Here is a 19,484-nt window from a genome sequence, read left to right as displayed (position 1 = left end):
TCTAAAATTTCGATCCTGCTGTCGATTCCTGGCATAATTCGGTGGGTAATCGCCACCGCTCTTTGCTGTGTCATCAACAAAAATAAGGTGGAGCTGGCAGTGTGCCAGCTTAGAGATAGCTATTTAGTGCGCGCATTAATCTTTCAAATTTGAGTAATGGAACTTGCTCTAAGTCATTGTTTGCTAGAGCCAATATATCTAAAGGAAAAAATCCGCTATTACTCAAATGTATCCACTGTTTAGTTATGTCTTGAGTAACTAATAATCTTGGTGTTTCCCCTGAAAAATTTCCCAATATTGCATTTCGCAATCGCTCTGAACGTTTTTGCTCAGTGTTTAAAATAATGAATGGTACTGCCATACGAAACTCCACACGAATTATAGTGTTGAGCAATATATACATGCGTATAGAGGAGAGCAAAAAACGAGGATATTTATAGCATTCTTGTTTCTATAATTGTTTCCGTGTTGCTTAAAACAGAACTTAAGCGTCACGGAATCCAATGGTTTCAAGAATTAACTTCACAACTTTGCAGACGCCTGATAGTGCTATTAGGACAGATTGCGGTCCATCCATGCTGATTGACGCAATAACGCTATAGCATCAGAAGGGCTAACTTTCCATGCGTTGGATAGCTGGCGAACAGCGAAAACTGCGAGTTCCAATCGGTCATCATCATTGATGAAATTCTGGAGCTGGTTGCCTCGCTCGCTTAGGGTGATTGCAACACCGGCTTTGCCGTTGTTGTAAACCGCAAAGCTCTTATTCTTCGAGTCACCGTGATAGGAACCCTCAGCCTTGCTACGCAAGCCAAAGAGAACACCGCAAAACGCCGTCAGCTCGCCACGAGTGAGCTGCACAGTGATCTTGCTTTTCCAGTCTGGGCTGACCCCCGATTCCCTGATCGGCGCAATCTCGATGCTGAGAGTAGGATACTCACCTCTGGTTAGCGTGTGTTGTACATTAATGCCGGTACGTTTCGCGGGCTCTTTCTGCCAGTCTGAGAAAAATTTCAGGCTTTCACCGTAGGATTGTTCTGTCATTCCAAATTACCTTTGCTTTGAAGCTCCTGGAGTTGAACCACGAGATTACGTTGGATTTTTGCTATCTCTGTCACCAGATCGGCGGTGGCAATAGCGTCGGTCGCTGCTGCATGGGCTCGACCTTTCCAAACCACGCCTGCTTGGTAGGTTGCATCCGCAAGCGAGATAGTGCCGTGCCGGTTGGTTGAGCCAAAGGCATCAGACGCCAGCGTCATCGCACACAGCAAATTTTTATCTTCCCACCAAGGCATATCATCTCCAAATGCACCGGCAGTCTGCCTCAACAGCCTGCTATCGAAACTGGAGTTAAATATCACTACATGTCGGCCAGAGAGAAGCTGGGCAAGATCTAGCGCAATTTGAGGCCACATTGGCTCATTCGTCAGATCCGCCTCGCTGATTCCATGAACATCCATTGCATGAGGGGAAATTTTCACGGTTGGCCGCAACCTGGTGTTTAGTAGAACATCGCCCCAGATGTCTGTGACAGCCAACTCTATCACCTGGTCTCTCTCACCAAGCCCGGTCGTCTCAGTATCGAGTACCAGAGGCTCCAGAGCGACCCACCTTTGTGCCATGACAGAGGCCTTTGCCAGGTTACTACGCATTCTTGCCTTGACCGAAAGGATGGATTGCGCCCTTATTTGCTTTTGTGATGCCGGTGAACAGCCCCTTCTACGCATTGGTTGGCAATCTGCAATCCGGTACACTCCAAATTGGCCGCCATACCCGTTTTTGTAGAACGAAACTGGCTCTACTCCCGGCTTGGGTTTCATCCGAAATTCGTCCCTGAGCCGTCCTTTTGAAAAGCACCTATCGGCTTTCATGGCTTCGACTCTGGCAAGTTCGAGTTCTTCATCATCCATACTGTTAATCCGCTATATCGAGACGTTGACTCGCTCTCTTCAAGCGCTCATCGCCGCGTCGGTCATATTTCTGAGTAGTGGCGATACTTGAGTGGCCCATAGCATCCTTCACGGTCACAATGTCCTCACCGTTATCCAGCATCGAGGAGGCGAAGGTACGCCGAAGATCGTGAGGCGCGAACTTTTCCAGACCTGTTTCGACTCTTCTGGTTTCCAGAATGTGGTAGATGGCTTGATCAGACATCCTCTCTCCTGTCACATCATCAAATCGCCTTATCCTCGGGAAAAGAGGACCTTCATGCTCTCCCCGAACATCTTCAACCCACTTCTCAAGTCTTTTCCATGCACCGCCAGGTACATAAGCCATTCTCTCTTTGTTGCCCTTGCCAAGCACCTTGAGTGCTCGGTCTTTATAAATCATGTCCACAATGTCCAAGGCGACAATTTCAGAACGACGTAAACCGCATCCGAGAAGAACCCCAAAAATGGCCGCGTCACGCACCCCCTTGGAGCTTGGATCGCTTTCACATGTGAAAAATAGGCTGCGAATTTCATGGCGCTCAAGGGCTCTACCCTTGGGTAGCCTGGACCCTTTCACAGAGCGCACTTGCTTAATGTGCTGGAAACTGTCCGTGTCTATTTGTTTCATCGTCCACGCTTCAAGTGCTACACCTTTCAGCGCTGCGAGATAGGTGTTGATGGTTGCCGGAGCTTTACCTGAATCGCTTAGCATTTCCAGCACGGCCAAAATGTGGTGCCTCCTCATTGAACTCCATGCACAATCACGAAGGTTCTGAAACCCGATCATCTTGGCGACTATATTGAGGAATGAGCCCATAGTCTGCCTACTTCGCTTTGAGCCAAGACTCAACAGGTAGGCGATTGCAGGGTTGTCATGGATGTTCTGGAGAGAACTGGATGATGGCAGAAACTCACTGCGGACGCTTTGTTCTAACGGAACAAGGGACTCTGCGTGTGGAATTAGAACTTCTTTGTCGTTGTTCGTATCGTGCAAAGTTACCTCCTAATTTCGGCCTCAGACTGACTGATGAAGATGACTTTTTTCATAGGTATCTCCTACATACGACGAGCACAAGGATGAGAAGCCAAAAGCTCACGGGCCTGGCGCTCACCTTCATCAGTACCGACCGGAGCAGTGGTATAGACGCCACCATGCCTCAGGTCCACTATATTGCTTCGGCAGCACTGACCGACGTTCTGCACCTTGCTGTCTGCATCCACCCCACCAAATGTGTGGCAAGGCACAGGAAACGTCTTTTTGCACACAGAACATCGGTTGCTGTTCTTGTTGATGACTCTCGCCAATACCTTTTCAAATTTTCTTTGGTTTAACATCTGGCTCTACTTGTTACTCGGTCGATTCTTTGGTTTAAATATAAGGAGTTGTGCAACCATAACCCATTGTAAATAATGGGTTTTATGTTTGCTTGTGCAGATTTTATCTTACACAAAGGTTGATTCGGGCAATCTTTATTTGATATTGGCAAACTTTATTCTACTTAGACAGATAATCACCACCAATCTTACTTTAAAAACACTACTTTTTCAAAGATACATTTTAATAAGTAGAACAACAATAGAGAAATTTCAATTTATTTACCGTAATTATCATAATTACGGTAATACGATAATTTTACAGATTTAAACGGAATGGTATAAGATGTTGCGTTGGAACATACTTGCTGAAAAAGCGCTTAACAACGATAGTGAACACATCATGTGCAGGTGCGAGAAATAATATGTATAAGAGCCTTGAAGATCTGATGGCCGGTATTTACGAGATGGCCGCGCCAGGTGGCGTAATCTATAACGAAGTTTCCAAGTTCCTTGCGGCCAATCAGGTTAAGCCGGAAGAAATCAACTCAGGAATTTGGTTTTTCCTTTGGCTTAAATCAGCCCCAATAAAAGCAAAACCCATTCAAAAGAAGATCCCAGGCTTTGGTGTTGTTCTCAATATTCCGACGCATGGCGGAATGCTCAATGAAGCGATTACTAGCCTAATTGAAAAGGAGTGCCGACAAGTACAACTAGCTGAGAAACACGAAAGTCTTGAGGAATGGATAGAGTCAGTGTTAACCAGCCGGAAAGATGATGAAGAAAATGAAATTGCGGCCAGTATCGTTGATCTGCTTAGCGGATGTCACGACCTACTGGACACAGCTATGATCAATTACCTTTTCGAGGTGGGTAAAATCAATGAACAAGAGATTTTGTCTCTGATCTATTATGGAGAGCTATGTGACCATTCTCTAGTCGGGACGCCATTTTCAACGTTAAATATACCGAGTGAAAATAACATCCACGAACGCAATATAATTCCCATAAAAAAAGGAGTCTAATAGAGAAATTAGCTCCTTTTATTTCTATGGATTACCACTCGTTTAAGTGGCCAAAAAACCAGACCTAAGCGGCGGTTTTATTAGTCCTTCTGACTCGACTTATTTTTCGCTTTCAAACAAAGCTTCGGGTAAAGTTAATTTTTCCTCCGCTGAATATTCAATCAGTCTTGTTCTAAATGACAAATCCATAAAAGGACCTTCCATTATTAAGAATTTCCCTTTTTCTGAAAAAAACATCGGATTTATATCTCTCCTAACAATATCCGCAAACCAGTTTGCAGCCTTCGTTGCTTGGTAAATTGATACATAGCAATCGTCTAACCATTTTTCATACGCAGCCAAATCACGGTCATAGTTAGGGTTGTTGGGCGTATCTTTATAGAACTTATGGGGGAAGTATGTGTCTCCCTGCAAGTAGGAATGCTCAAGGTATGTTTGAGCCGCTCTATTCAATGACACGGAAAGTGTTATTGCAGAATTTTTAAGCTCATCAAACTCATCAGGCCAGATGGCTGCTATAACCTTTTGTCTAAAGTCAAAAATCCTATCTGGACGCTCTTTAGACCATTTTGGATCTGGGGATAATGCGAAGCTTGTCCAATTTTGCCACTCGTCCAAATCACACAAATAAACAGCCGAGTCCACTATTGAGGCAATAACTGCCTGCTTCGCTAGCCTCACGTGATCTATTGTTTCACTCAAAGTTTCTGTAACCCAAAGCTCATGCTCTGATTTAATTTGATGAAGCTTCTCTACAGGCCAATCATCCTCATTGCTATCAATTTCTGTATGATGTGTAGGGCAAAGAAGAACCAGATTGTGATAGCTATCTCTCTGCTCATCAGTGAGAGGACTATTAGATCTAGCAGAACCTGGCATATCCCCGACAATGTGTGCCTGCTCTCCAAGAGTAAAACTGGAGTTAACTGCTAATTTATCTTGGGTTAATTCAGTTTTACATATTGCGCAACGATTCCCAGATCGACCCCAAAGTATTTTAATGTCTTTTTGTTTGATTCCCATGTGCTTCCTTAATGCGAATAACGTCCGCAGTTGCGGAGACTTGTAGCGACGAAGGAGCTAAAAGGCGTTCCTACAGCCAGCGCTTGTTATGAGTTGAACTACGATAAAGCATCGAAGACGATGCTCCGTATAATACTCATGGAACATGCCGAGTGTGTAACCACACTACACTCAGAAGTCTTACGTTAAACTACTTATCGTTTTTCTTATCACATTTTCAAAAAAAAATCGGTTCCCTATCAAATCCTCACCAGGTCGAACTCTAATTAGCTCAATATTTGCGGAAGCGAATATGCTGTTTTTTAGTTCATCCCTATATTTAGCTTTGTCGCTGTCATGGTAACAACTATCGACCTCAAAAAAAAATTTTGGACTATGGTTGTCAGCAGGATCATATACAACAAAATCCACAACCGATTTGAAAAAATAAGATCTTTGCTCGTGTGATAGTGACGGAGATATTTTTTTGAAATCAAAAATATTACTAAAGGCTACATTTGGATAAACAAAATACGTTGGAAATACATTTTTTAACGCCTGATAAAACTCGCCTTCCAGTGAACTTCTAAATAACGGCTGTAGCCAGTCAACACGCTTTAGCTTGTGTTCACTCGTTCGATTAAAATTGACACCACCTGAATTTACTGTTCTGTTATTACCATTCAACTCAAGAATAATATTCTTTGCTTTTTTTGAAAATCGACATTGCTTTGCGAAATAAAGTAATTGAGCATGATCATCACTACTGATTGCAGATAGCACAATATCCTCAACTTTAGCCGCTCCATCTTTTGAACAAATAATGTAGCCTGCGGTATCAAGCCGGATAAACTCCTCGCAAAGCTTTATAACCAGAACTGGTTTTTCAAGTTCTACATTTATCAAAAACTCATTCTCAATTATCCTGAATATATTCCCCCACTCAACATCATTTTTTTTTATGCTGGTCTGATTGCGTTTAATAAATGAGAAAAGGTCACGCCACCTTTGCTCTTTAATCATCAAATATACATTTTCCATATCTATCAACTACCTATTCATTTCGTTCAAACACTGTCACGAGAACGCGCTTCTTGTTGTCATCGTTGATCACCATCAGATACTTGAACTTGGAATCTCTATGGCCCCAGACTTCCACGTTATCTACGCGGCCATACTTTCTGGCTTTATGGCGAGCCACTTTCTCGTCAAAGGGCTGAACTTGTAACTCTGGATGCTGGAGGCGGCCAACGAGTGAGGCCCACGGTTTTTTAGGGTCTCCAGAGGTTATCCGGGCCTGATACTGATCGATAGCATGTTGAGTAACCAGGACGGGACCAATGGCCGGTGTAGAGATTTCGTCATGGGTTTGGGTATAGGCTTGCTTGTCCACATCGAGGAGCTCAACGTTGCCCTCACCCGGCTCATCCATAAACTCCATGCTCTGCGAAACTTCAATAGTAGCGCCCTTTAAACGTCCAGTGAGGCAAGCCGCAAACTTGAATGCAAACGCCTTGGTGGATTTGCCCAGCGCCAACTTTTTAATCGCACCTTTGGATACCACCAGCTTGTAACCAGCACCAGCACCTGGCTCTCTGCAAAAAACCTGTTTGTCCAGCGCCAGATAGCGAATGGCTACGAGCTCAGCCAAAAGATCTGCCTCTTCGTGGTCAAAATCAATACGGACATCAAGAATGCCTTTTCGCTTTGTGCCAACGCGCCAAAACACCAGAGCTGAGTTGTTTGAGGTTTTTTTCGAGACGGTAGTCAATGTCATCATGGTAAATTTCTCCATTGCCGGGATAGTGGTCGGCATCGCCGCCAGCATCCCTATTCGTTAGGGTTCATTTAGATGCTATCACGGGTTTTAAAAATGCAACCCCTGGTGTCACTCTATTTATTGTCCCAAGTATTTTTATAGGCTCGGGCTAGGCGTTTTTCGATCACTTCTGACAAACTGCAACCATCGACTTCTGACAACCGCTTCAAAATCCTGTGGGCGTTATCGCTTATAGTTATGCTTTTACCAACACCATATCCCCTTCTGCGACGTTGCCTAATAGATGTCCCGAGCTTATTGATTTGCTCTGCTGTCAGATATTTATTAATCCATTCGGTGAGTTCTGAGGGTGAGCGCCCTATATTGTTCAGACTGTTCACTGCTTCAAGTTTTTTATCGAATGGGACGTCACGCCAGAACGCTGGGCGCGAAGCAGCTCTGAGAAGATAGATCGCTGTAGCCTGGGCATCTTCATTGGATACTTTCAAAAAACACCTTTTCCGTTACATGTCACACTAACCATATCGTGACATGTAACAACCCAAACTGCAAGTATAAAAAAGGCCAGCTATTGCTGGCCTTTTCGTTCATTTTCGCAGTTATTCTTTAGGCGTTGTGATGCTTTTTTTCTTTCTGTTGCTCATGGTAGAGATACAGACTGCCGCCAGTGACGACAGTGAAAAATATAAGCAACCCTAACATACCTAATGTGAAAGCGTCCATTTGACCCCCTTAGGAATTGCTGACCTTGGTTAAGATTATACCATAGATCCACAGGATAACCCCAACAAACAACACTAAACCGGCTTCTTTGACGGTAATAGTGTCCCCAGACACAGCCAATCCTACAATACCAACACCGATGGCTGTTACGGCGACCTTACGCAGGTCTTCACCGATAGCTCCCAGAGTCTTCTTGTCAGGAGAAAAAAGACGCACAAACCACGTTTTAATACGCAAAAACTTTTTCATAATTACCTCCACAGTTGAAGAGGAGGCGAATCATGCCCGAGAGGGCATGAACACCCCCTCAGGGTTAAAGTTTTAAGCAGACAAAGCCGATGGCGGCTTTCCCTTGTTCATTTTCATTGAGTTAATGATCTTCGTTGCTTCGTCAGCAAAAGGACCAGTAACTTGGATAGACTCCCTTCTTGCGAAAGAAGCCGTCACCATCATTCTCTGGCAGTGCATCAGATAACGATACCGAGACCGCATAAGCTCAATGTAAGCCGCAGAGTCACCCTCCCACCCCTCAGGGGGTGAGAAGGAGCACACTTCGTCATTACCAGGCGTGGTATCAACTTTTGAGACATCAATGACGGGCATACTCATCTCTCCTTCTCGCAATAAAATCGCGCAGGTAGCGAGCATTCGGGAAACCAAGGCTTCCCTGACTCATCAGGACATCGTTCCAGTCAATCCCTTTCGCTCTGGGTGGGATAGGGAGCTTAGGCAGCAGGATGTACACACGAATGCCGAGCTTCTCCAGCTTGGCTTTCAGCACATTCGCTGACTTTTCACCAGTCACAGACTTATCTTTGTCAGCCCAGATCAGTACGGTGTGAACACCTTCCGGAACCTCGAAGGACTCCATCAGGGTCGCATTGACCGTTGACCAAACTGGGATTTGAGTGACTCGATAAGCGGATAGAGCTGTTTCCAACCCTTCTGCAACACCCAGGATACCCTCAGTCGGTTCACCAAGGCGAATGGCCGCACCATTGACATCCAAACCTTCCGGAATGGGCATCATTTTCTTGGCGTTGCCGACCTTCGCTTTCTTACCGTTTGGGGTGAGATAGGTGCGGTGGAGCGTTACCATGTTGCCTTCCACATCTCGGATAGCGCAGACGATAGCCGGGAATTTCCCAACTTCATTGCCATCTTCGTCATAGTAGGCCATAGCCGGATTGAACCGCAGACAGTCTGTTTTTTCTACTTCATCGACCTTGAACAGAAGTTCACGGTTTTTGAAGTACAGACGCATTGGCTCAGTCACATGACTGGAGAACGGTAAACACTCGTTCCATACCTTCTCGATTTTCTCACGGAGACGAGCACTGTAAGCGCGTTCGCGCTCCATTCTCTTCTCCATTTCTTCTTGGAGCTCAAGCAGCCAAGGTTTGGGTTGTTCACGAAACATCGGAACAACTTTCGGCTTGTCTTCACTGCTTTGTGCTTCCGGTTGTGTTGCCGCAGATTGTGCTTGCGGTGCCGGAGCAGCTACCGTGTGATTGACCACAGGGGCCGTTTCAACATAGTGGCTCACCGGTTCAACACCACCGTTTGAACGAGCGCGGAACTGCGTTACCGTAGCGCCACGACGTTCGACCAACCAAGTGTTGCGGTGCGTTTGCATAGGTTGTTCTCTCACAACATTCCCCTGATCGTCTTTAACTTCAACGACGACAGTTACAGGCTCGCGCCCGAGGTTTGTCATGATGATCTCATCTCCATACTTGGCTTCGCTTTCACCAATGGCTCTTTCAAGATCCACACCCCAAACGGTGCGTTCCAAGCCACTCTTGTCACGGATGAAGGCAAAGTAGCTAAGCTCATTGTCTTCGTCATGCTCGTAGGGAGCTTTACCGTGGGCGATCAGAGTACCGGCAATGGATTTCTTGCGATTCTTGGAATCGAGAACCTTGTTGTTTACCTTCATAGGCTCTTGCTGAACAGGCGCTTTGGCCTGGGCAGGAGCTCGTGACGGTGCAGCAGATTGTTGATACTGGGGCTGCTCTTTCTCAACTCCCAAGTAATCACCAACCTCGCTTAGGCACTGCTTAAAGTCCCAGTTGTTGAGCCACATGAGCAACTCAAAACCATCATGATTAGCACCGCATGTGTTGCATACGCCGCCACCAGTCAAGTGGGCATCCTTGAACAGTCGGAAGCCATCTTTCCCGCCGTGAATAGGGCAAGAAACATGACGACCTGGTTTACGGAGAGCTGGTTCAAGATGGGGCGCTAGGGCCGCCAGGATGAATAGCCAGTTTCCGTTAGCCGCTTCACGAACGGTGTCAGCTTTGTAGTAAGACATAGGTTTTCTCCTTAGCGTGAACCCCAGCATCGAGGCTTCCATAACCCCCCGTTGCCAGGGTTTTAAGGAAACCCCGACACTGGGAGGATGTGCCAAGGAGGCTCCCCAGCCGGGGAGAACTCCCCGGCAAGGGGTTTAAAAGATCGCCCCCGAAACGGAGGCGAATTTTGTGAATATCACAAGCACAAATGAGTGCCCTCTTCCGAGGCCATCATGACTGTGACATCTGCGGTTACAGGATCTGACTTAATCACAACCTCAGTGGGTTTGAAAAAGCCATCTACAGTAGGCATTGGGTAGTAAAGATGAATCTTTCCCCAGTTCTTATTGTTGGTAAAAGCGACCTTTGTTTGAGCAACACAAAGTTGCAAAAACATGAGAAGGAAGTCTTCTACTGAGTGTTTACCATCTGCACCAAATACACCATCGACAATTGCCGGGGTCACTGCCACATTCGTCAGGAAACCAGCTTGCTTACCTATGGAAGATTGGTCCACCAGCAGTCCATCATTGATGGCTTGTTGACGGATTTGGGCGATGTCCAATTTAGCTAATTGGTTCATAAGGTGTACTCCAAAGTTAATGGGTACACCAACCCCGTGCGGGGACGTGTACCCGCATGGGATATTGAAAGATCAGGCCAAAGCCGAGCTTTAAGGTTCCGAATTATTACGCTGGCAAGATGCGCCAAAGAACGGTCGGGGGAAACGAGTCAGCGACACGCTTCACATTCACGTAAAGAGTGTCTGTAAAGACACGCTCTAAGCGACGACCACTTTGACGATAAACCAGCTTAAAATTTTGGAATTTGCTATTCATGGATACCTCAAGAAAAAACGGGAGGTATCTCCAGCAGGAGATAAACTCCCGCAGGGATTAGTAAATTAACGTTAATTTGCTGTTTGTTTTTGGCGACCAGCTATCGCACGTTTTCGCTCTCCGAAGAGAACAAAATCTGCTTACTGATGGCTTTACCATGAGTAAGAAGACTTGGAAAGTAAAGCAGGGGTTTCCCCCTGCCTTAGTTATGCCGCTTTGAGGTGGCGAGAGAAAAAGTCCCTGGTTTGCTGGATAGCTCCCCGGAGAAGTTCTCGTCTGTAACCAGCGTAACTCTTGTCATCACTGGCAACGGTCAAACCGTGCAGACTATCTTCACCCAGAACTATCTCATTTTCACGAGAGAGTACCTCAACTCGTAGGCCAAGAACTCGCTCTTTCCCTTCCAGGATGGAGCAAATTGTTTGGTCTCGTACTTCGTCATCCCAGTGGCACATATCGAAATCCCGCTCCGGGAGTTCAGTCACACGCACCAGGTAGTTTTCAGTGGCCCGTTCCCAAACCACCTCTTCTTCGCATGGAGATGCCTCTATCAGCGAGTATCCGTCGGATTCGAGCTTCTTGGAAATGCTTTTCACATCATCCGCCAGCTCCAACACAAAACGATCCCAGATGTCTTGCCAACGCTCGATCATATCCTGGTTAATCGCTTCAATGCCGGTTCCTAGCATGGTGTCATCATCAGGGAAGATCCCTGTAAAGTCCACGTTGTCGTCGATGTTCATGCTGTTCCAGTGGCTGTAGTGATGCCCATAACTGTTCCGGGCAATGGACAAGTCACAGGAACCATACTCACGGAGGACAAAAAGCATATTCTCAATGTCTTTCTGTGCCATCAGGTTCTTCACGCGACTGACAGCATCTACTTGGCCGAGCTCAGTGGTGAATAGGCGCTTCATGAGAGCTTTGACGTCATCAACTCCCAAGTCTCCAAAGAATGCCATTCCATCGCCCTGGCAGTACCCGAGACTGTACTCAATTTTCAGATCATCCGGGTATCCGCACTTAACCAGTTCGTTTTGAAAATGCTGTTTAATCATTAGTATCTCCTTAGTTTCATAGGGAGACACCACCCCCGCAGGGACTAATGTCCCCCGTGGGGTTAGTATTTACAGAGCTTCGTCAAGAGGCTCGTCTAAACTTATTAAGACAGATTTTGATTGGCGAACTGTTGCAACTCAAATAGAGCTTCTATCACACAATCGTAGCCATCAATCTCAGACGACAAATCAATACCTAGTTCACTTAAATCAGAGAGTAATTCAGTATCTTCGGCCAAATGCCTTTGAATTTCCCCTAGCTTACATGTCAGCGTATTAACTTGCTCTTTTGATAAAGATTTTAGTGATGCTTTCATAGCATTTCACCAAAAAGGTCATCTTTGATGGCAGTAAAATCGATTGGAGATTGGTCTCCATTGGTTTGATTTACGCCACCAGCATCATCAACACTGACAAAGACCGTTCGGAGTAAACCGTTAGGCTTTGCTGGGTAAACGATACTGACATGCTGACCTTTGTACTGTTCAGACAAAGTGCTTTGAAGCTCATCAACCGAACGGAATTTCCGGTCGCGGCCAAAGTCCTTAATCTTGATGTCGCCAGGTTGTAGGTTAGTCATCGTTACCCCCTGACAACAGTTTATCTACTGAATGGCCGAGTCCGTTACCAAACCATTTATCCAGAGCGTCGATTTCCGGAAAGTCCAATTTCACCTGAGCAACAACCAGCTCCATTTTGCTAAGCGCATCCTGGAACTCAATGCCATTACCTGCGGCCACCTCAAGTTTGCACTTGATGTAAGCGGAGTAGGTATCACAGGCCTTAACCAGTGATTGTTCATAGCCACCGGGAGCGAAGGCTATGGCGACTGCACTCTGGAGCTCTACGGGAAGAGTCTGAATGAGTTTGTCCTCTGCGGCCTTCTCCAATCTTTCAAACTCACGCTGCAAAACAGCATTTGCTTTCTTGACTGGTGTTACAACATCAGAGCAGAGAACCTCGGCAGCGTCATGCAAAGAAGCATGAGCAAGCATAGTTGCCAGATCCACCGACTTACCTTGCTGAATAGCGATATTGCCAGCCAGATAGGAAAGTAAGGTAACAACGGCGCTGTGCTCTAACACAGACTCAGGTTGAACAGAGTGCATCAGTGACCAGCGTTTGATCAGGCGTTGGCGCAAGGCCAGAGCTAAAAAGCCGAAATTTGAATTAGACATAGTGCCTCCAAAATTGGTTGGAGGTACACCAAAGCCGACCGGGCCTTGGTATACCCGGTTGGGTTAATGAGTTATCTCGGGTCAAGCTGCTTAGCTATAGCGAGTAAAAACGGATGGAATGGATGATCTTGCGGGACACCCCCAACAAGCTCACGGGCTAAACCGACTGAATTGGTAGCCAACACCTCTTTGACGGCCAGAATGATTTCATCATTGATTTCATCCAGGGTCTTTCGTTGTTGATCCACCAGCCGACTTAACTTTTTTAGGCTCATGCTTCTCTCCTTTGGTTATGGGAGAGAAACCCAGGAGGGGTTTCCTCCCGAGGGGTTAGTTTATTGCTGTTTTAGGCCAGCTACCGTTATAGCCAGCAAACGCTGACAATAAGCAAAGAGTATGACAGGCATGTACAAGGGTAAAACGCTGTAATTGCCCTTTTGGGGCGCAAGAGAAAAAGCCCTCCCGAAGGAGGGCCTTTTATGCGGCCAAGGACAAGCCTTGTTGTCCTCTTTGCAACTCTGTACCGTTACGACGATGTTTGCGTTGAACCGCCTTGATCATCGTTCTGACATGTCGTTCCAAAGAGGCTGGGTGACGTTTTGACAGTAGGTTGATCCAATCCAGATAAATAGTCAGCGCGGAACCTTCGGTTAAAGCTGCCTGTATCGACTCATACTGCCCCAATGCCCCCTGCAACACATCAGACACCCAAGGTGCATCAGTATTGTTTAGGAGCTCACAGAGCGCCGTATAAGCCTTTCTTCTGGTCGCTATCATGTAGCGGCGGATGTTAGCGTTTCCGCTTCCTTCTCGCCCTTCCATGACGCTCATACAGAATGCACTGGAGTAACATAGCATTGCATCGGTCACGTAGTTAAACCATTGTGCTTGATGCCGCTTCTGTTCTTCCATTACTTCCTGGTTGAGCTGCTTCTCGATGAACAAACCTGTCGGAGTCCGGTGGTGCAGGTGGTACTTGAACGTTAAGTGCAAGTTTACCCACCAGCGTACAGTTGCCAGTCGTCCTTTGATTTTTCGCATAACCAAATCTTTGTACTTGGCATCGCTAAGCACTTTGACATCCTTACGTTGTTTGATTCCTTCCATCGTCTGGAGCCCAGTAAGGCCCATCTGGTGGTAGGTTTGGCCTCTTTGCATCATGCGGTGATACAAAGCGCCTTTTCCTTTCGCAAGCTGGATTGCTCCAAACCTAAGGTAAAACTGAGCAGCGCTGCCGGGCGTATAATGTCCCTTTAGCATAGACTCTCTTAGTCGCGGGTATTCGTTCCAAATGATGAACGCAGCGGAGTCGGGATCGACTTTCACCTCATCATCTTCTGCGAAACAGACCACCCTTCTCTTTCCGTCTGCGGTATTGATTAATTTCGTTGCCAACGGGTCATCCCCGCCGTCAAAGTAAACCATTTCCGCTAACGGATCGGCCAAGCCATCAGAAAGCGAACCATCGCCCCATCGTCCAACCTTCAACCACAATGGCTTCGGAATTGGTGACTGAGGAACAGTTTCACACTGCGGCTCATCTTCCAGCAAGTCCAGATCACCCATCGACCAAACCCTGTGGTAAATCTCCAGAGCATGGAAAGGCTTATCATTGAAATGATGGAAGGCCCACATGAAGTCGATATGGACTAAAGCCTCTTCCGATATGATCCGGAATTGTGGCTCTGCCATTCGACGGTTCCAGTCGTTATCCTCTGCTTGTCCAGTAGCCAGCTTGTAAGCCAGCTCATCAGCTCTCTTTTGCTCCATGTAGTCCATGCTGCAACAGACATGAAGCAATCGCTCAAGGAAAACAGGACTGTAAACGTCCGGCTGTATTTTGATGTATCCACCCTCGTAAATCGTTCGACCTACGGGATGGCGGTCTTCCCATGCGTACCGGCGCTTAGCCAAGTAGCGCTGGATGCGGTTCAGCCCTGACATGTAGCCATGCCTTTCAGGGTCCGTGGCAAGTAATGTCTCCATTGACTTATCCAACCCAACAGCCTGGCAAGCCCAGCAACCGAAGCGAGCGCCACAGGCGTCACTGGCCTTTTTCTCTGTTGCCGACCACACGCACTCTCCTGTTGCCGCCTTGTAGAGCTCTGCCGTAGTGACATTGCTCTCCAAGTAACTTGGCAGAGGATATTTTGAGCCCATGCCAGCGGATAACAAGAACTCCCATACATCACTCGCCAACCATTTTTTCACTACATACAGTTCACCCCCATCCTTCGTCTTAATGACGCGATCTGAGCTTCCTCGCTGTTTTGCAATGTTGGCTGCACGAATAGTGCTTTCAGCATCACGACTACCCAACAAAAGGCACACTTTCTGCCTAACCTCCTTGGGAAGGTCCCGCATATAAGCGGCCTTAGCTCTCTTAGCAGAAGTGATCTTCATGTCGTTCGAGCACTGTCTCGCACTATTGCTAAACGTAGGCAGCCCTCTCCCCGTAAGGATTCGGCCCGTCCAACTCTGCGTGATCCCCGGCTTTGCCAGAACGATGGTCAGAGGAAGATTTTCCTTCGCAATGAAACGCTCCAGCTCGGCCAGTTTCTGATCAGCCAGCCACCTTACTTCAGGGCTTTCGATCAGTGTGTCAGTGTGCAAGATGAAGTGGTGCTGGCTGATGGTCGCTCCACTCCTAACAGCCCGGATCAGTGCCATCAGGAACAGATGCAAGACCGTTTCAGAATCTTTACCACTGGAATAGCCGATCATCATGGTCCACCCATCAATCAAGGCCGAGTGAATGGCTTCAACCGATGACGTGATCAACGATGACAAACTGGTTCCTCTACTGGCATCAACGAAGTTCAAATCCTCGTTATCAGTCAGTTCTGACCAAACAGAATCCCACTTATCCCCGCGCAAAAGCAAAGGGAGGGGTTGTTCTGAAAGATCAAAGTTTAATGCTTGTTGCATAGAGCCTCCTGGATTAGCAGGGTGCCCATCCCTTCCGGGAAAGCACCCCGGTAGGGTTAAAATTTCGTCACTAACAGATGCCAGCATCTGATAGCGCGAAAAAGTCATTCAATCCCTCAATATCTATTTGCCTAGAACATTGAAGGTCATAACCTCGAAGCTTTTCAGCCGGAATAAATATGGCTTTTAAATGGGCTTGTGAGCGTCGCTCACTTCTTCCAACCGAGAACATATCTTTTACAGACAGCGCACCGATCTCAGGCTGGCAACCGCATTTGCATCCGAGGCGGACTTTTGCGATAACCTCACCAGTTTTCTGGCAACGCTGGGCATCGGTGTGAATTTGTATAGTTGACATATTATTTCTCCATTCAGTTAAGGACGGAGACCCCCTAACAGGAGGTTCTCCCGTCAGGGTTGATAATTTGCTGTTTGTTTTTGGCAGCCAGCTACCGCACTTGAGCGCCTAAGGCACTTTCCGAAACATCCAGGTAGAGCGAGATGCTTGGGAAAGCGAGGGGTTCCCCCCTGCACTTATTACCCATTTTAAGGGAAAGGTACGCCGATTTCTCGGCGCACTCGGGTTGAAACTACACAGTCAAGAACCAACGTTTCATCGGAACGGTGATGTCTAACATCCCGTTTCCACATGGATTCTGGCCCCAGAATCTGTATGTCGTATCATAGAAGTCAAACTCAGACAAAGACTGAATCTGCGCTTCTGAGATAGGCTCAAATGGTCCACCGCAACCGATGTGCATATTGAGCCCATAATCTTGAAGCTCTAACTCTCCAAGGTTTAGCGTTTTCCCACCAACACAAGCAATCAAGTTCTCATTTCTGACGTCCCCTTCTTTGAACAGCAAAGCAGATTCGTCGTACCTCCCATATTGGTAGGTAAACTTCACAATATGCCCGTGCTTCGGTGAGGTTTGTTCCGACAACTCTTTCAGCAATCGCTTTACGCTTTGAAATCTTGCGTACAGAGCTGGCGTAAATTGCCCTGAGTAGTTCAAGTTCGGGCAGATCATTTCAAGCATCTCATCAGGTATTGATTCAAGCCCCATTTGCGCGGCCAATGGCTTCGCCTTTTTCAGACCTTCCTCAAGCACCCTCTGATTTACAAGTTGTTCTAATGTATTCATTTGACTCTCCACTTTCGAGAGAGCAATGCAAGCCGTCTCCGGACTTACATTGCCCGTTAACGGCTTATTGGTTTATCCCAAGAGGTACGGAGCTACGCCGGTCAGGAAGCCCATGACTCCCAACACAGCACCAACCACGCCCAGTTTGATTGACAGTTGGACACTTTGCTCCGGATGATTCCAGAACCACTGCCAGACTTCCCAGCGCTTGGCTCTGCGAACCTCAAGATTTACAGTGTCTTTAAAACGAACACCCAGAGCATCTACCGCATCGTAATCCAGCGCGACCGCCAGCTTGGTGATGGATAAATTCCCAGGGGTGCCCATCGCATACCGGAGCACCTTTGCTTTGGTCTCTGGGTTTACGATCATAACCGGCTCCCTCCTGAAAAAACGGGTTTTGTCTTTTCGTTTGGAATCCATATTGCGGTTATGGAACCTGGCAATACAGTGTTGAAGGCCTGAATCCTCGGGAGGTAAAGGCACAACAGTTTCGATTTTCATAATTACTCTCCTTTCGGATAAGCCGGAGCAAAGACCTTTAGGTATTGCTCCGGTGAGTTACTAATGAACCAAAGATGAAGTGACCACAATTGCGTCTCCGGTCATCATTACCGGGAGATATTCGCAAGGCTCATGGCCGCAGCTTTTTTTGGTTCCATTAGGTGAATAGACAGCCAATTGACCGTCCATAATGTTGAATGGCATCCCCTGTCTTTCTGCTGTCGGTGACAGCTTGAGAGTGCCCTTTGCATCAACCAGAGCCGTTGCCCAATGGAAGTCTTCACCACCGATAACCGGCTGTGACTCATCCACGACTTCGACCATGATCGGCATCATTCCAACCCAGTTCCAAAGACTGTTCCCTAATGCGAGGGCTAAAGCCTCGAACGCGGGAAAGACTACAGATTGCCCGAGAATCTGGTGGGCAACAGTGTCCGATAGACCTTGGATGAGCTCCTCTGGTATCCCCTTCACTCGACAATGTTCTATCGGTGTAAAGATGCGAGACAACTCAGGCTGTTCCGGATGAACAATGAAAGGCTCGGTACTTCTGCATTTTGCATAGTCCTTACCTATGGTGCCGCAATACTCATCATCTCCAGTCAGGAGTTGACGAGAGAACCCCTTACCAGCGGCTTTGTCTCTCAATTCCTTATCAGCCAGATAGTCAAATGACTTCCAACGTTCAGAATCGAGAGGCACCGGCTCAAGGATTTCGTGGATGCGGCTTTCCTTGGTACGAACAGGCTGAACCTTCTCAAGTTCAAAACCGTCGATCCCGTGGGAAAGCGCAACGACACAAAGACGCTTGCGGCGTTCAATAACCCCAAACTCATTGCCGTCGAGAATGCGCTCTTGTAGGGAGTAGCCCAACGAAGAGAGTACAGAACGGATAACTTCCATCGAAGCTGTGTTCTGGTACTCGGGCACGTTCTCAATCAGCACAACGGCTGGGTTTAGCGCTTCTACGAATTGCAGGAAATTAAAGAACATAGCTCCTGCCGCCTCATGCGATTCGGCAAACTCCAGTTTGTTCTTACTACGACCTGACTTCGATGCGCCGGTACAAGGTATTCCCCCCATCAAGACATCCACCTGCGGTGGGCGCTTGCTGAGATTCACTGCCTGGATTGGTGATTCGATAACTATTGAATCTTCATTCCAGAGCTCAGGGTTATTTGCCAAAGACGAATCGAGATATTTCCCTTCCATCTCCACGGCCACAGATATGGCACTGGCAATTCCCGCCTTGTGAAAACCGGCGTGAACCGCTTTGTCGAGCACACCACCCCCATGAAAGAGGCTGCATACTGACAGCGATTCTCCATTCTCAAGCTTACTGATAAGCCTGTTGACACGCTCGATAACTAGCTCTTGCTGATGGTGAGCGGAGATCACGATAGCGCCGTTACGAATAAACACGCGGAGCATCTCTACGCCGTCAAAAACGGTAGCGAGTTCCTGCGCGGTCAGATCGATGATTGGATACACTCGGCCATTGCGCTCACGCTTACTGATGGTGAATTTACCTTCCTCTTTGACACGGAGCACAACCTGGGAGTCTTTCAATTCCAGATCGTACTTCATGCCAGGATAGTAACCTTCACGCAGTAGCTTTTGACCTTCCAGCCAGACGCGCTTCTTGCCTCGATGTTCCCCTAACTTAGTGTTTACGATAGTAGCCATGAGCACTCTCCTTTCGGTTGAGAGGCCACTACCGTCCCAATCGGGAAGTAATGGCCCCGATGGGTTTAAAGTGG

At 47.2% G+C, this 19,484-nt stretch carries 24 protein-coding genes; 1 reads left to right on the top strand and 23 read right to left on the bottom strand.

Annotation, left to right across the window (positions count from 1 at the left end; genetic code table 11):
- Positions 1–109 precede the first annotated feature (109 nt).
- The 4 genes from FJD32_RS24910 to FJD32_RS24895 form a co-directional block, all read right to left on the bottom strand.
- Positions 110–361 (bottom strand): hypothetical protein, encoded by a 252-nt coding sequence (locus FJD32_RS24910; protein WP_140907144.1) that lies wholly within the window; start codon positions 359–361, stop codon positions 110–112.
- Between the two features lie 191 nt (positions 362–552).
- Positions 553–1,044, bottom strand: coding sequence for a hypothetical protein (locus FJD32_RS24905; protein WP_140907145.1), 492 nt, complete (start codon positions 1,042–1,044; stop codon positions 553–555).
- Positions 1,041–1,910, bottom strand: coding sequence for a 3'-5' exonuclease (locus tag FJD32_RS24900; RefSeq protein WP_140907146.1), 870 nt, complete (start codon positions 1,908–1,910; stop codon positions 1,041–1,043). The genes FJD32_RS24905 and FJD32_RS24900 overlap by 4 nt, the downstream gene beginning before the upstream one ends.
- 4 nt (positions 1,911–1,914) lie before the next feature.
- The gene (locus tag FJD32_RS24895) at positions 1,915–2,925 is read right to left on the bottom strand and encodes a tyrosine-type recombinase/integrase (protein ID WP_140907147.1); all 1,011 of its coding nucleotides are present in this window, start codon (positions 2,923–2,925) and stop codon (positions 1,915–1,917) included.
- Positions 2,926–3,670: 745 nt separating this feature from the next.
- On the opposite strand from FJD32_RS24895, the gene FJD32_RS24890 reads away from it, so the two are divergent.
- Positions 3,671–4,270 carry a hypothetical protein gene (locus FJD32_RS24890; RefSeq protein ID WP_140907149.1) on the top strand — a complete coding sequence of 200 codons (600 nt, stop codon included), beginning with the start codon at positions 3,671–3,673 and terminating at the stop codon, positions 4,268–4,270.
- Between the two features lie 99 nt (positions 4,271–4,369).
- Here the strand turns inward: FJD32_RS24890 and FJD32_RS24885 are convergent, their stop codons facing one another.
- The 19 genes from FJD32_RS24885 to FJD32_RS24795 all read right to left on the bottom strand — a co-directional run bounded on the left by FJD32_RS24885 (position 4,370) and on the right by FJD32_RS24795 (position 19,410).
- Positions 4,370–5,293, bottom strand: coding sequence for an HNH endonuclease signature motif containing protein (locus FJD32_RS24885; protein WP_219848072.1), 924 nt, complete (start codon positions 5,291–5,293; stop codon positions 4,370–4,372).
- A 180-nt stretch (positions 5,294–5,473) separates the two neighbouring features.
- The gene (locus tag FJD32_RS24880; RefSeq protein ID WP_140907150.1) at positions 5,474–6,313 is read right to left on the bottom strand and encodes a DUF2726 domain-containing protein; all 840 of its coding nucleotides are present in this window, start codon (positions 6,311–6,313) and stop codon (positions 5,474–5,476) included.
- A gap of 13 nt (positions 6,314–6,326) precedes the next feature.
- The gene (locus tag FJD32_RS24875; protein ID WP_140907222.1) at positions 6,327–7,052 is read right to left on the bottom strand and encodes a hypothetical protein; all 726 of its coding nucleotides are present in this window, start codon (positions 7,050–7,052) and stop codon (positions 6,327–6,329) included.
- A 113-nt stretch (positions 7,053–7,165) separates the two neighbouring features.
- On the bottom strand, positions 7,166–7,540 hold the full coding sequence (locus FJD32_RS24870) for a hypothetical protein (RefSeq protein ID WP_140907151.1): 375 nt from the start codon (positions 7,538–7,540) through the stop codon (positions 7,166–7,168).
- A gap of 118 nt (positions 7,541–7,658) precedes the next feature.
- Positions 7,659–7,775 (bottom strand): hypothetical protein, encoded by a 117-nt coding sequence (locus FJD32_RS24865; RefSeq protein ID WP_181159837.1) that lies wholly within the window; start codon positions 7,773–7,775, stop codon positions 7,659–7,661.
- A gap of 9 nt (positions 7,776–7,784) precedes the next feature.
- Positions 7,785–8,024: a hypothetical protein gene (locus FJD32_RS24860; RefSeq protein WP_021326768.1), complete on the bottom strand. Its 240-nt coding sequence runs from the start codon at positions 8,022–8,024 to the stop codon at positions 7,785–7,787.
- A gap of 72 nt (positions 8,025–8,096) precedes the next feature.
- On the bottom strand, positions 8,097–8,378 hold the full coding sequence (locus tag FJD32_RS24855) for a hypothetical protein (RefSeq protein ID WP_140907152.1): 282 nt from the start codon (positions 8,376–8,378) through the stop codon (positions 8,097–8,099).
- A complete protein-coding gene (locus FJD32_RS24850; RefSeq protein WP_140907153.1) occupies positions 8,365–10,092 on the bottom strand; it encodes a toprim domain-containing protein in 1,728 nt (575 codons plus the stop codon). Before FJD32_RS24850 ends, FJD32_RS24855 begins: the two co-directional genes overlap by 14 nt.
- 176 nt (positions 10,093–10,268) lie before the next feature.
- Positions 10,269–10,655 carry a hypothetical protein gene (locus FJD32_RS24845; RefSeq protein ID WP_140907154.1) on the bottom strand — a complete coding sequence of 129 codons (387 nt, stop codon included), beginning with the start codon at positions 10,653–10,655 and terminating at the stop codon, positions 10,269–10,271.
- Positions 10,656–11,117: 462 nt separating this feature from the next.
- Positions 11,118–11,969 (bottom strand): NgrC, encoded by an 852-nt coding sequence (locus FJD32_RS24840; RefSeq protein ID WP_140907155.1) that lies wholly within the window; start codon positions 11,967–11,969, stop codon positions 11,118–11,120.
- A gap of 104 nt (positions 11,970–12,073) precedes the next feature.
- Positions 12,074–12,286, bottom strand: a complete 213-nt coding sequence (locus tag FJD32_RS24835) for a hypothetical protein (RefSeq protein ID WP_140907156.1) — start codon at positions 12,284–12,286, stop codon at positions 12,074–12,076.
- On the bottom strand, positions 12,283–12,549 hold the full coding sequence (locus FJD32_RS24830; protein ID WP_140907157.1) for a hypothetical protein: 267 nt from the start codon (positions 12,547–12,549) through the stop codon (positions 12,283–12,285). Before FJD32_RS24830 ends, FJD32_RS24835 begins: the two co-directional genes overlap by 4 nt.
- The gene (gene yfbR, locus FJD32_RS24825) at positions 12,542–13,147 is read right to left on the bottom strand and encodes a 5'-deoxynucleotidase (RefSeq protein ID WP_140907158.1); all 606 of its coding nucleotides are present in this window, start codon (positions 13,145–13,147) and stop codon (positions 12,542–12,544) included. Before yfbR ends, FJD32_RS24830 begins: the two co-directional genes overlap by 8 nt.
- Positions 13,148–13,218: 71 nt before the next feature.
- The gene (locus tag FJD32_RS24820) at positions 13,219–13,422 is read right to left on the bottom strand and encodes a hypothetical protein (RefSeq protein WP_140907159.1); all 204 of its coding nucleotides are present in this window, start codon (positions 13,420–13,422) and stop codon (positions 13,219–13,221) included.
- 202 nt (positions 13,423–13,624) lie between these two features.
- Complete coding sequence (locus tag FJD32_RS24815) at positions 13,625–16,075, bottom strand: phosphoadenosine phosphosulfate reductase (RefSeq protein ID WP_140907160.1); 2,451 nt, start codon at positions 16,073–16,075, stop codon at positions 13,625–13,627.
- 70 nt (positions 16,076–16,145) lie between these two features.
- Positions 16,146–16,433, bottom strand: a complete 288-nt coding sequence (locus FJD32_RS24810; RefSeq protein ID WP_140907161.1) for a hypothetical protein — start codon at positions 16,431–16,433, stop codon at positions 16,146–16,148.
- Positions 16,434–16,665: 232 nt separating this feature from the next.
- On the bottom strand, positions 16,666–17,220 hold the full coding sequence (locus FJD32_RS24805; protein ID WP_140907162.1) for a hypothetical protein: 555 nt from the start codon (positions 17,218–17,220) through the stop codon (positions 16,666–16,668).
- Between the two features lie 72 nt (positions 17,221–17,292).
- Positions 17,293–17,724, bottom strand: a complete 432-nt coding sequence (locus FJD32_RS24800; protein WP_140907163.1) for a hypothetical protein — start codon at positions 17,722–17,724, stop codon at positions 17,293–17,295.
- Positions 17,725–17,784: 60 nt separating this feature from the next.
- Positions 17,785–19,410, bottom strand: a complete 1,626-nt coding sequence (locus FJD32_RS24795; protein WP_140907164.1) for a DNA cytosine methyltransferase — start codon at positions 19,408–19,410, stop codon at positions 17,785–17,787.
- Positions 19,411–19,484 lie beyond the last annotated feature (74 nt).

This window comes from Shewanella sp. LC6 (assembly GCF_006385735.2).
Lineage (GTDB): Bacteria > Pseudomonadota > Gammaproteobacteria > Enterobacterales > Shewanellaceae > Shewanella > Shewanella xiamenensis.
The sequence above is the reverse complement of the archived record's forward strand: the minus strand, read 5'-3'. Positions and strand labels throughout refer to the sequence as shown.

Bases quoted from the DNA above. Each gene is read 5' to 3' on its own strand.
- FJD32_RS24910 (WP_140907144.1), bottom strand. From the start codon at position 361: ATGGCAGTACCATTCATTATTTTAAACACTGAGCAAAAACGTTCAGAG.
- FJD32_RS24905 (WP_140907145.1), bottom strand. From the start codon at position 1,044: ATGACAGAACAATCCTACGGTGAAAGCCTGAAATTTTTCTCAGACTGG.
- FJD32_RS24900 (WP_140907146.1), bottom strand. From the start codon at position 1,910: ATGGATGATGAAGAACTCGAACTTGCCAGAGTCGAAGCCATGAAAGCC.
- FJD32_RS24890 (WP_140907149.1), top strand. From the start codon at position 3,671: ATGTATAAGAGCCTTGAAGATCTGATGGCCGGTATTTACGAGATGGCC.
- FJD32_RS24885 (WP_219848072.1), bottom strand. From the start codon at position 5,293: ATGGGAATCAAACAAAAAGACATTAAAATACTTTGGGGTCGATCTGGG.
- FJD32_RS24880 (WP_140907150.1), bottom strand. From the start codon at position 6,313: ATGGAAAATGTATATTTGATGATTAAAGAGCAAAGGTGGCGTGACCTT.
- FJD32_RS24875 (WP_140907222.1), bottom strand. From the start codon at position 7,052: ATGATGACATTGACTACCGTCTCGAAAAAAACCTCAAACAACTCAGCT.
- FJD32_RS24865 (WP_181159837.1), bottom strand. From the start codon at position 7,775: ATGGACGCTTTCACATTAGGTATGTTAGGGTTGCTTATATTTTTCACT.
- FJD32_RS24860 (WP_021326768.1), bottom strand. From the start codon at position 8,024: ATGAAAAAGTTTTTGCGTATTAAAACGTGGTTTGTGCGTCTTTTTTCT.
- FJD32_RS24855 (WP_140907152.1), bottom strand. From the start codon at position 8,378: ATGCCCGTCATTGATGTCTCAAAAGTTGATACCACGCCTGGTAATGAC.
- FJD32_RS24850 (WP_140907153.1), bottom strand. From the start codon at position 10,092: ATGTCTTACTACAAAGCTGACACCGTTCGTGAAGCGGCTAACGGAAAC.
- FJD32_RS24845 (WP_140907154.1), bottom strand. From the start codon at position 10,655: ATGAACCAATTAGCTAAATTGGACATCGCCCAAATCCGTCAACAAGCC.
- FJD32_RS24840 (WP_140907155.1), bottom strand. From the start codon at position 11,969: ATGATTAAACAGCATTTTCAAAACGAACTGGTTAAGTGCGGATACCCG.
- FJD32_RS24835 (WP_140907156.1), bottom strand. From the start codon at position 12,286: ATGAAAGCATCACTAAAATCTTTATCAAAAGAGCAAGTTAATACGCTG.
- FJD32_RS24830 (WP_140907157.1), bottom strand. From the start codon at position 12,549: ATGACTAACCTACAACCTGGCGACATCAAGATTAAGGACTTTGGCCGC.
- yfbR (WP_140907158.1), bottom strand. From the start codon at position 13,147: ATGTCTAATTCAAATTTCGGCTTTTTAGCTCTGGCCTTGCGCCAACGC.
- FJD32_RS24820 (WP_140907159.1), bottom strand. From the start codon at position 13,422: ATGAGCCTAAAAAAGTTAAGTCGGCTGGTGGATCAACAACGAAAGACC.
- FJD32_RS24815 (WP_140907160.1), bottom strand. From the start codon at position 16,075: ATGCAACAAGCATTAAACTTTGATCTTTCAGAACAACCCCTCCCTTTG.
- FJD32_RS24810 (WP_140907161.1), bottom strand. From the start codon at position 16,433: ATGTCAACTATACAAATTCACACCGATGCCCAGCGTTGCCAGAAAACT.
- FJD32_RS24805 (WP_140907162.1), bottom strand. From the start codon at position 17,220: ATGAATACATTAGAACAACTTGTAAATCAGAGGGTGCTTGAGGAAGGT.
- FJD32_RS24800 (WP_140907163.1), bottom strand. From the start codon at position 17,724: ATGAAAATCGAAACTGTTGTGCCTTTACCTCCCGAGGATTCAGGCCTT.
- FJD32_RS24795 (WP_140907164.1), bottom strand. From the start codon at position 19,410: ATGGCTACTATCGTAAACACTAAGTTAGGGGAACATCGAGGCAAGAAG.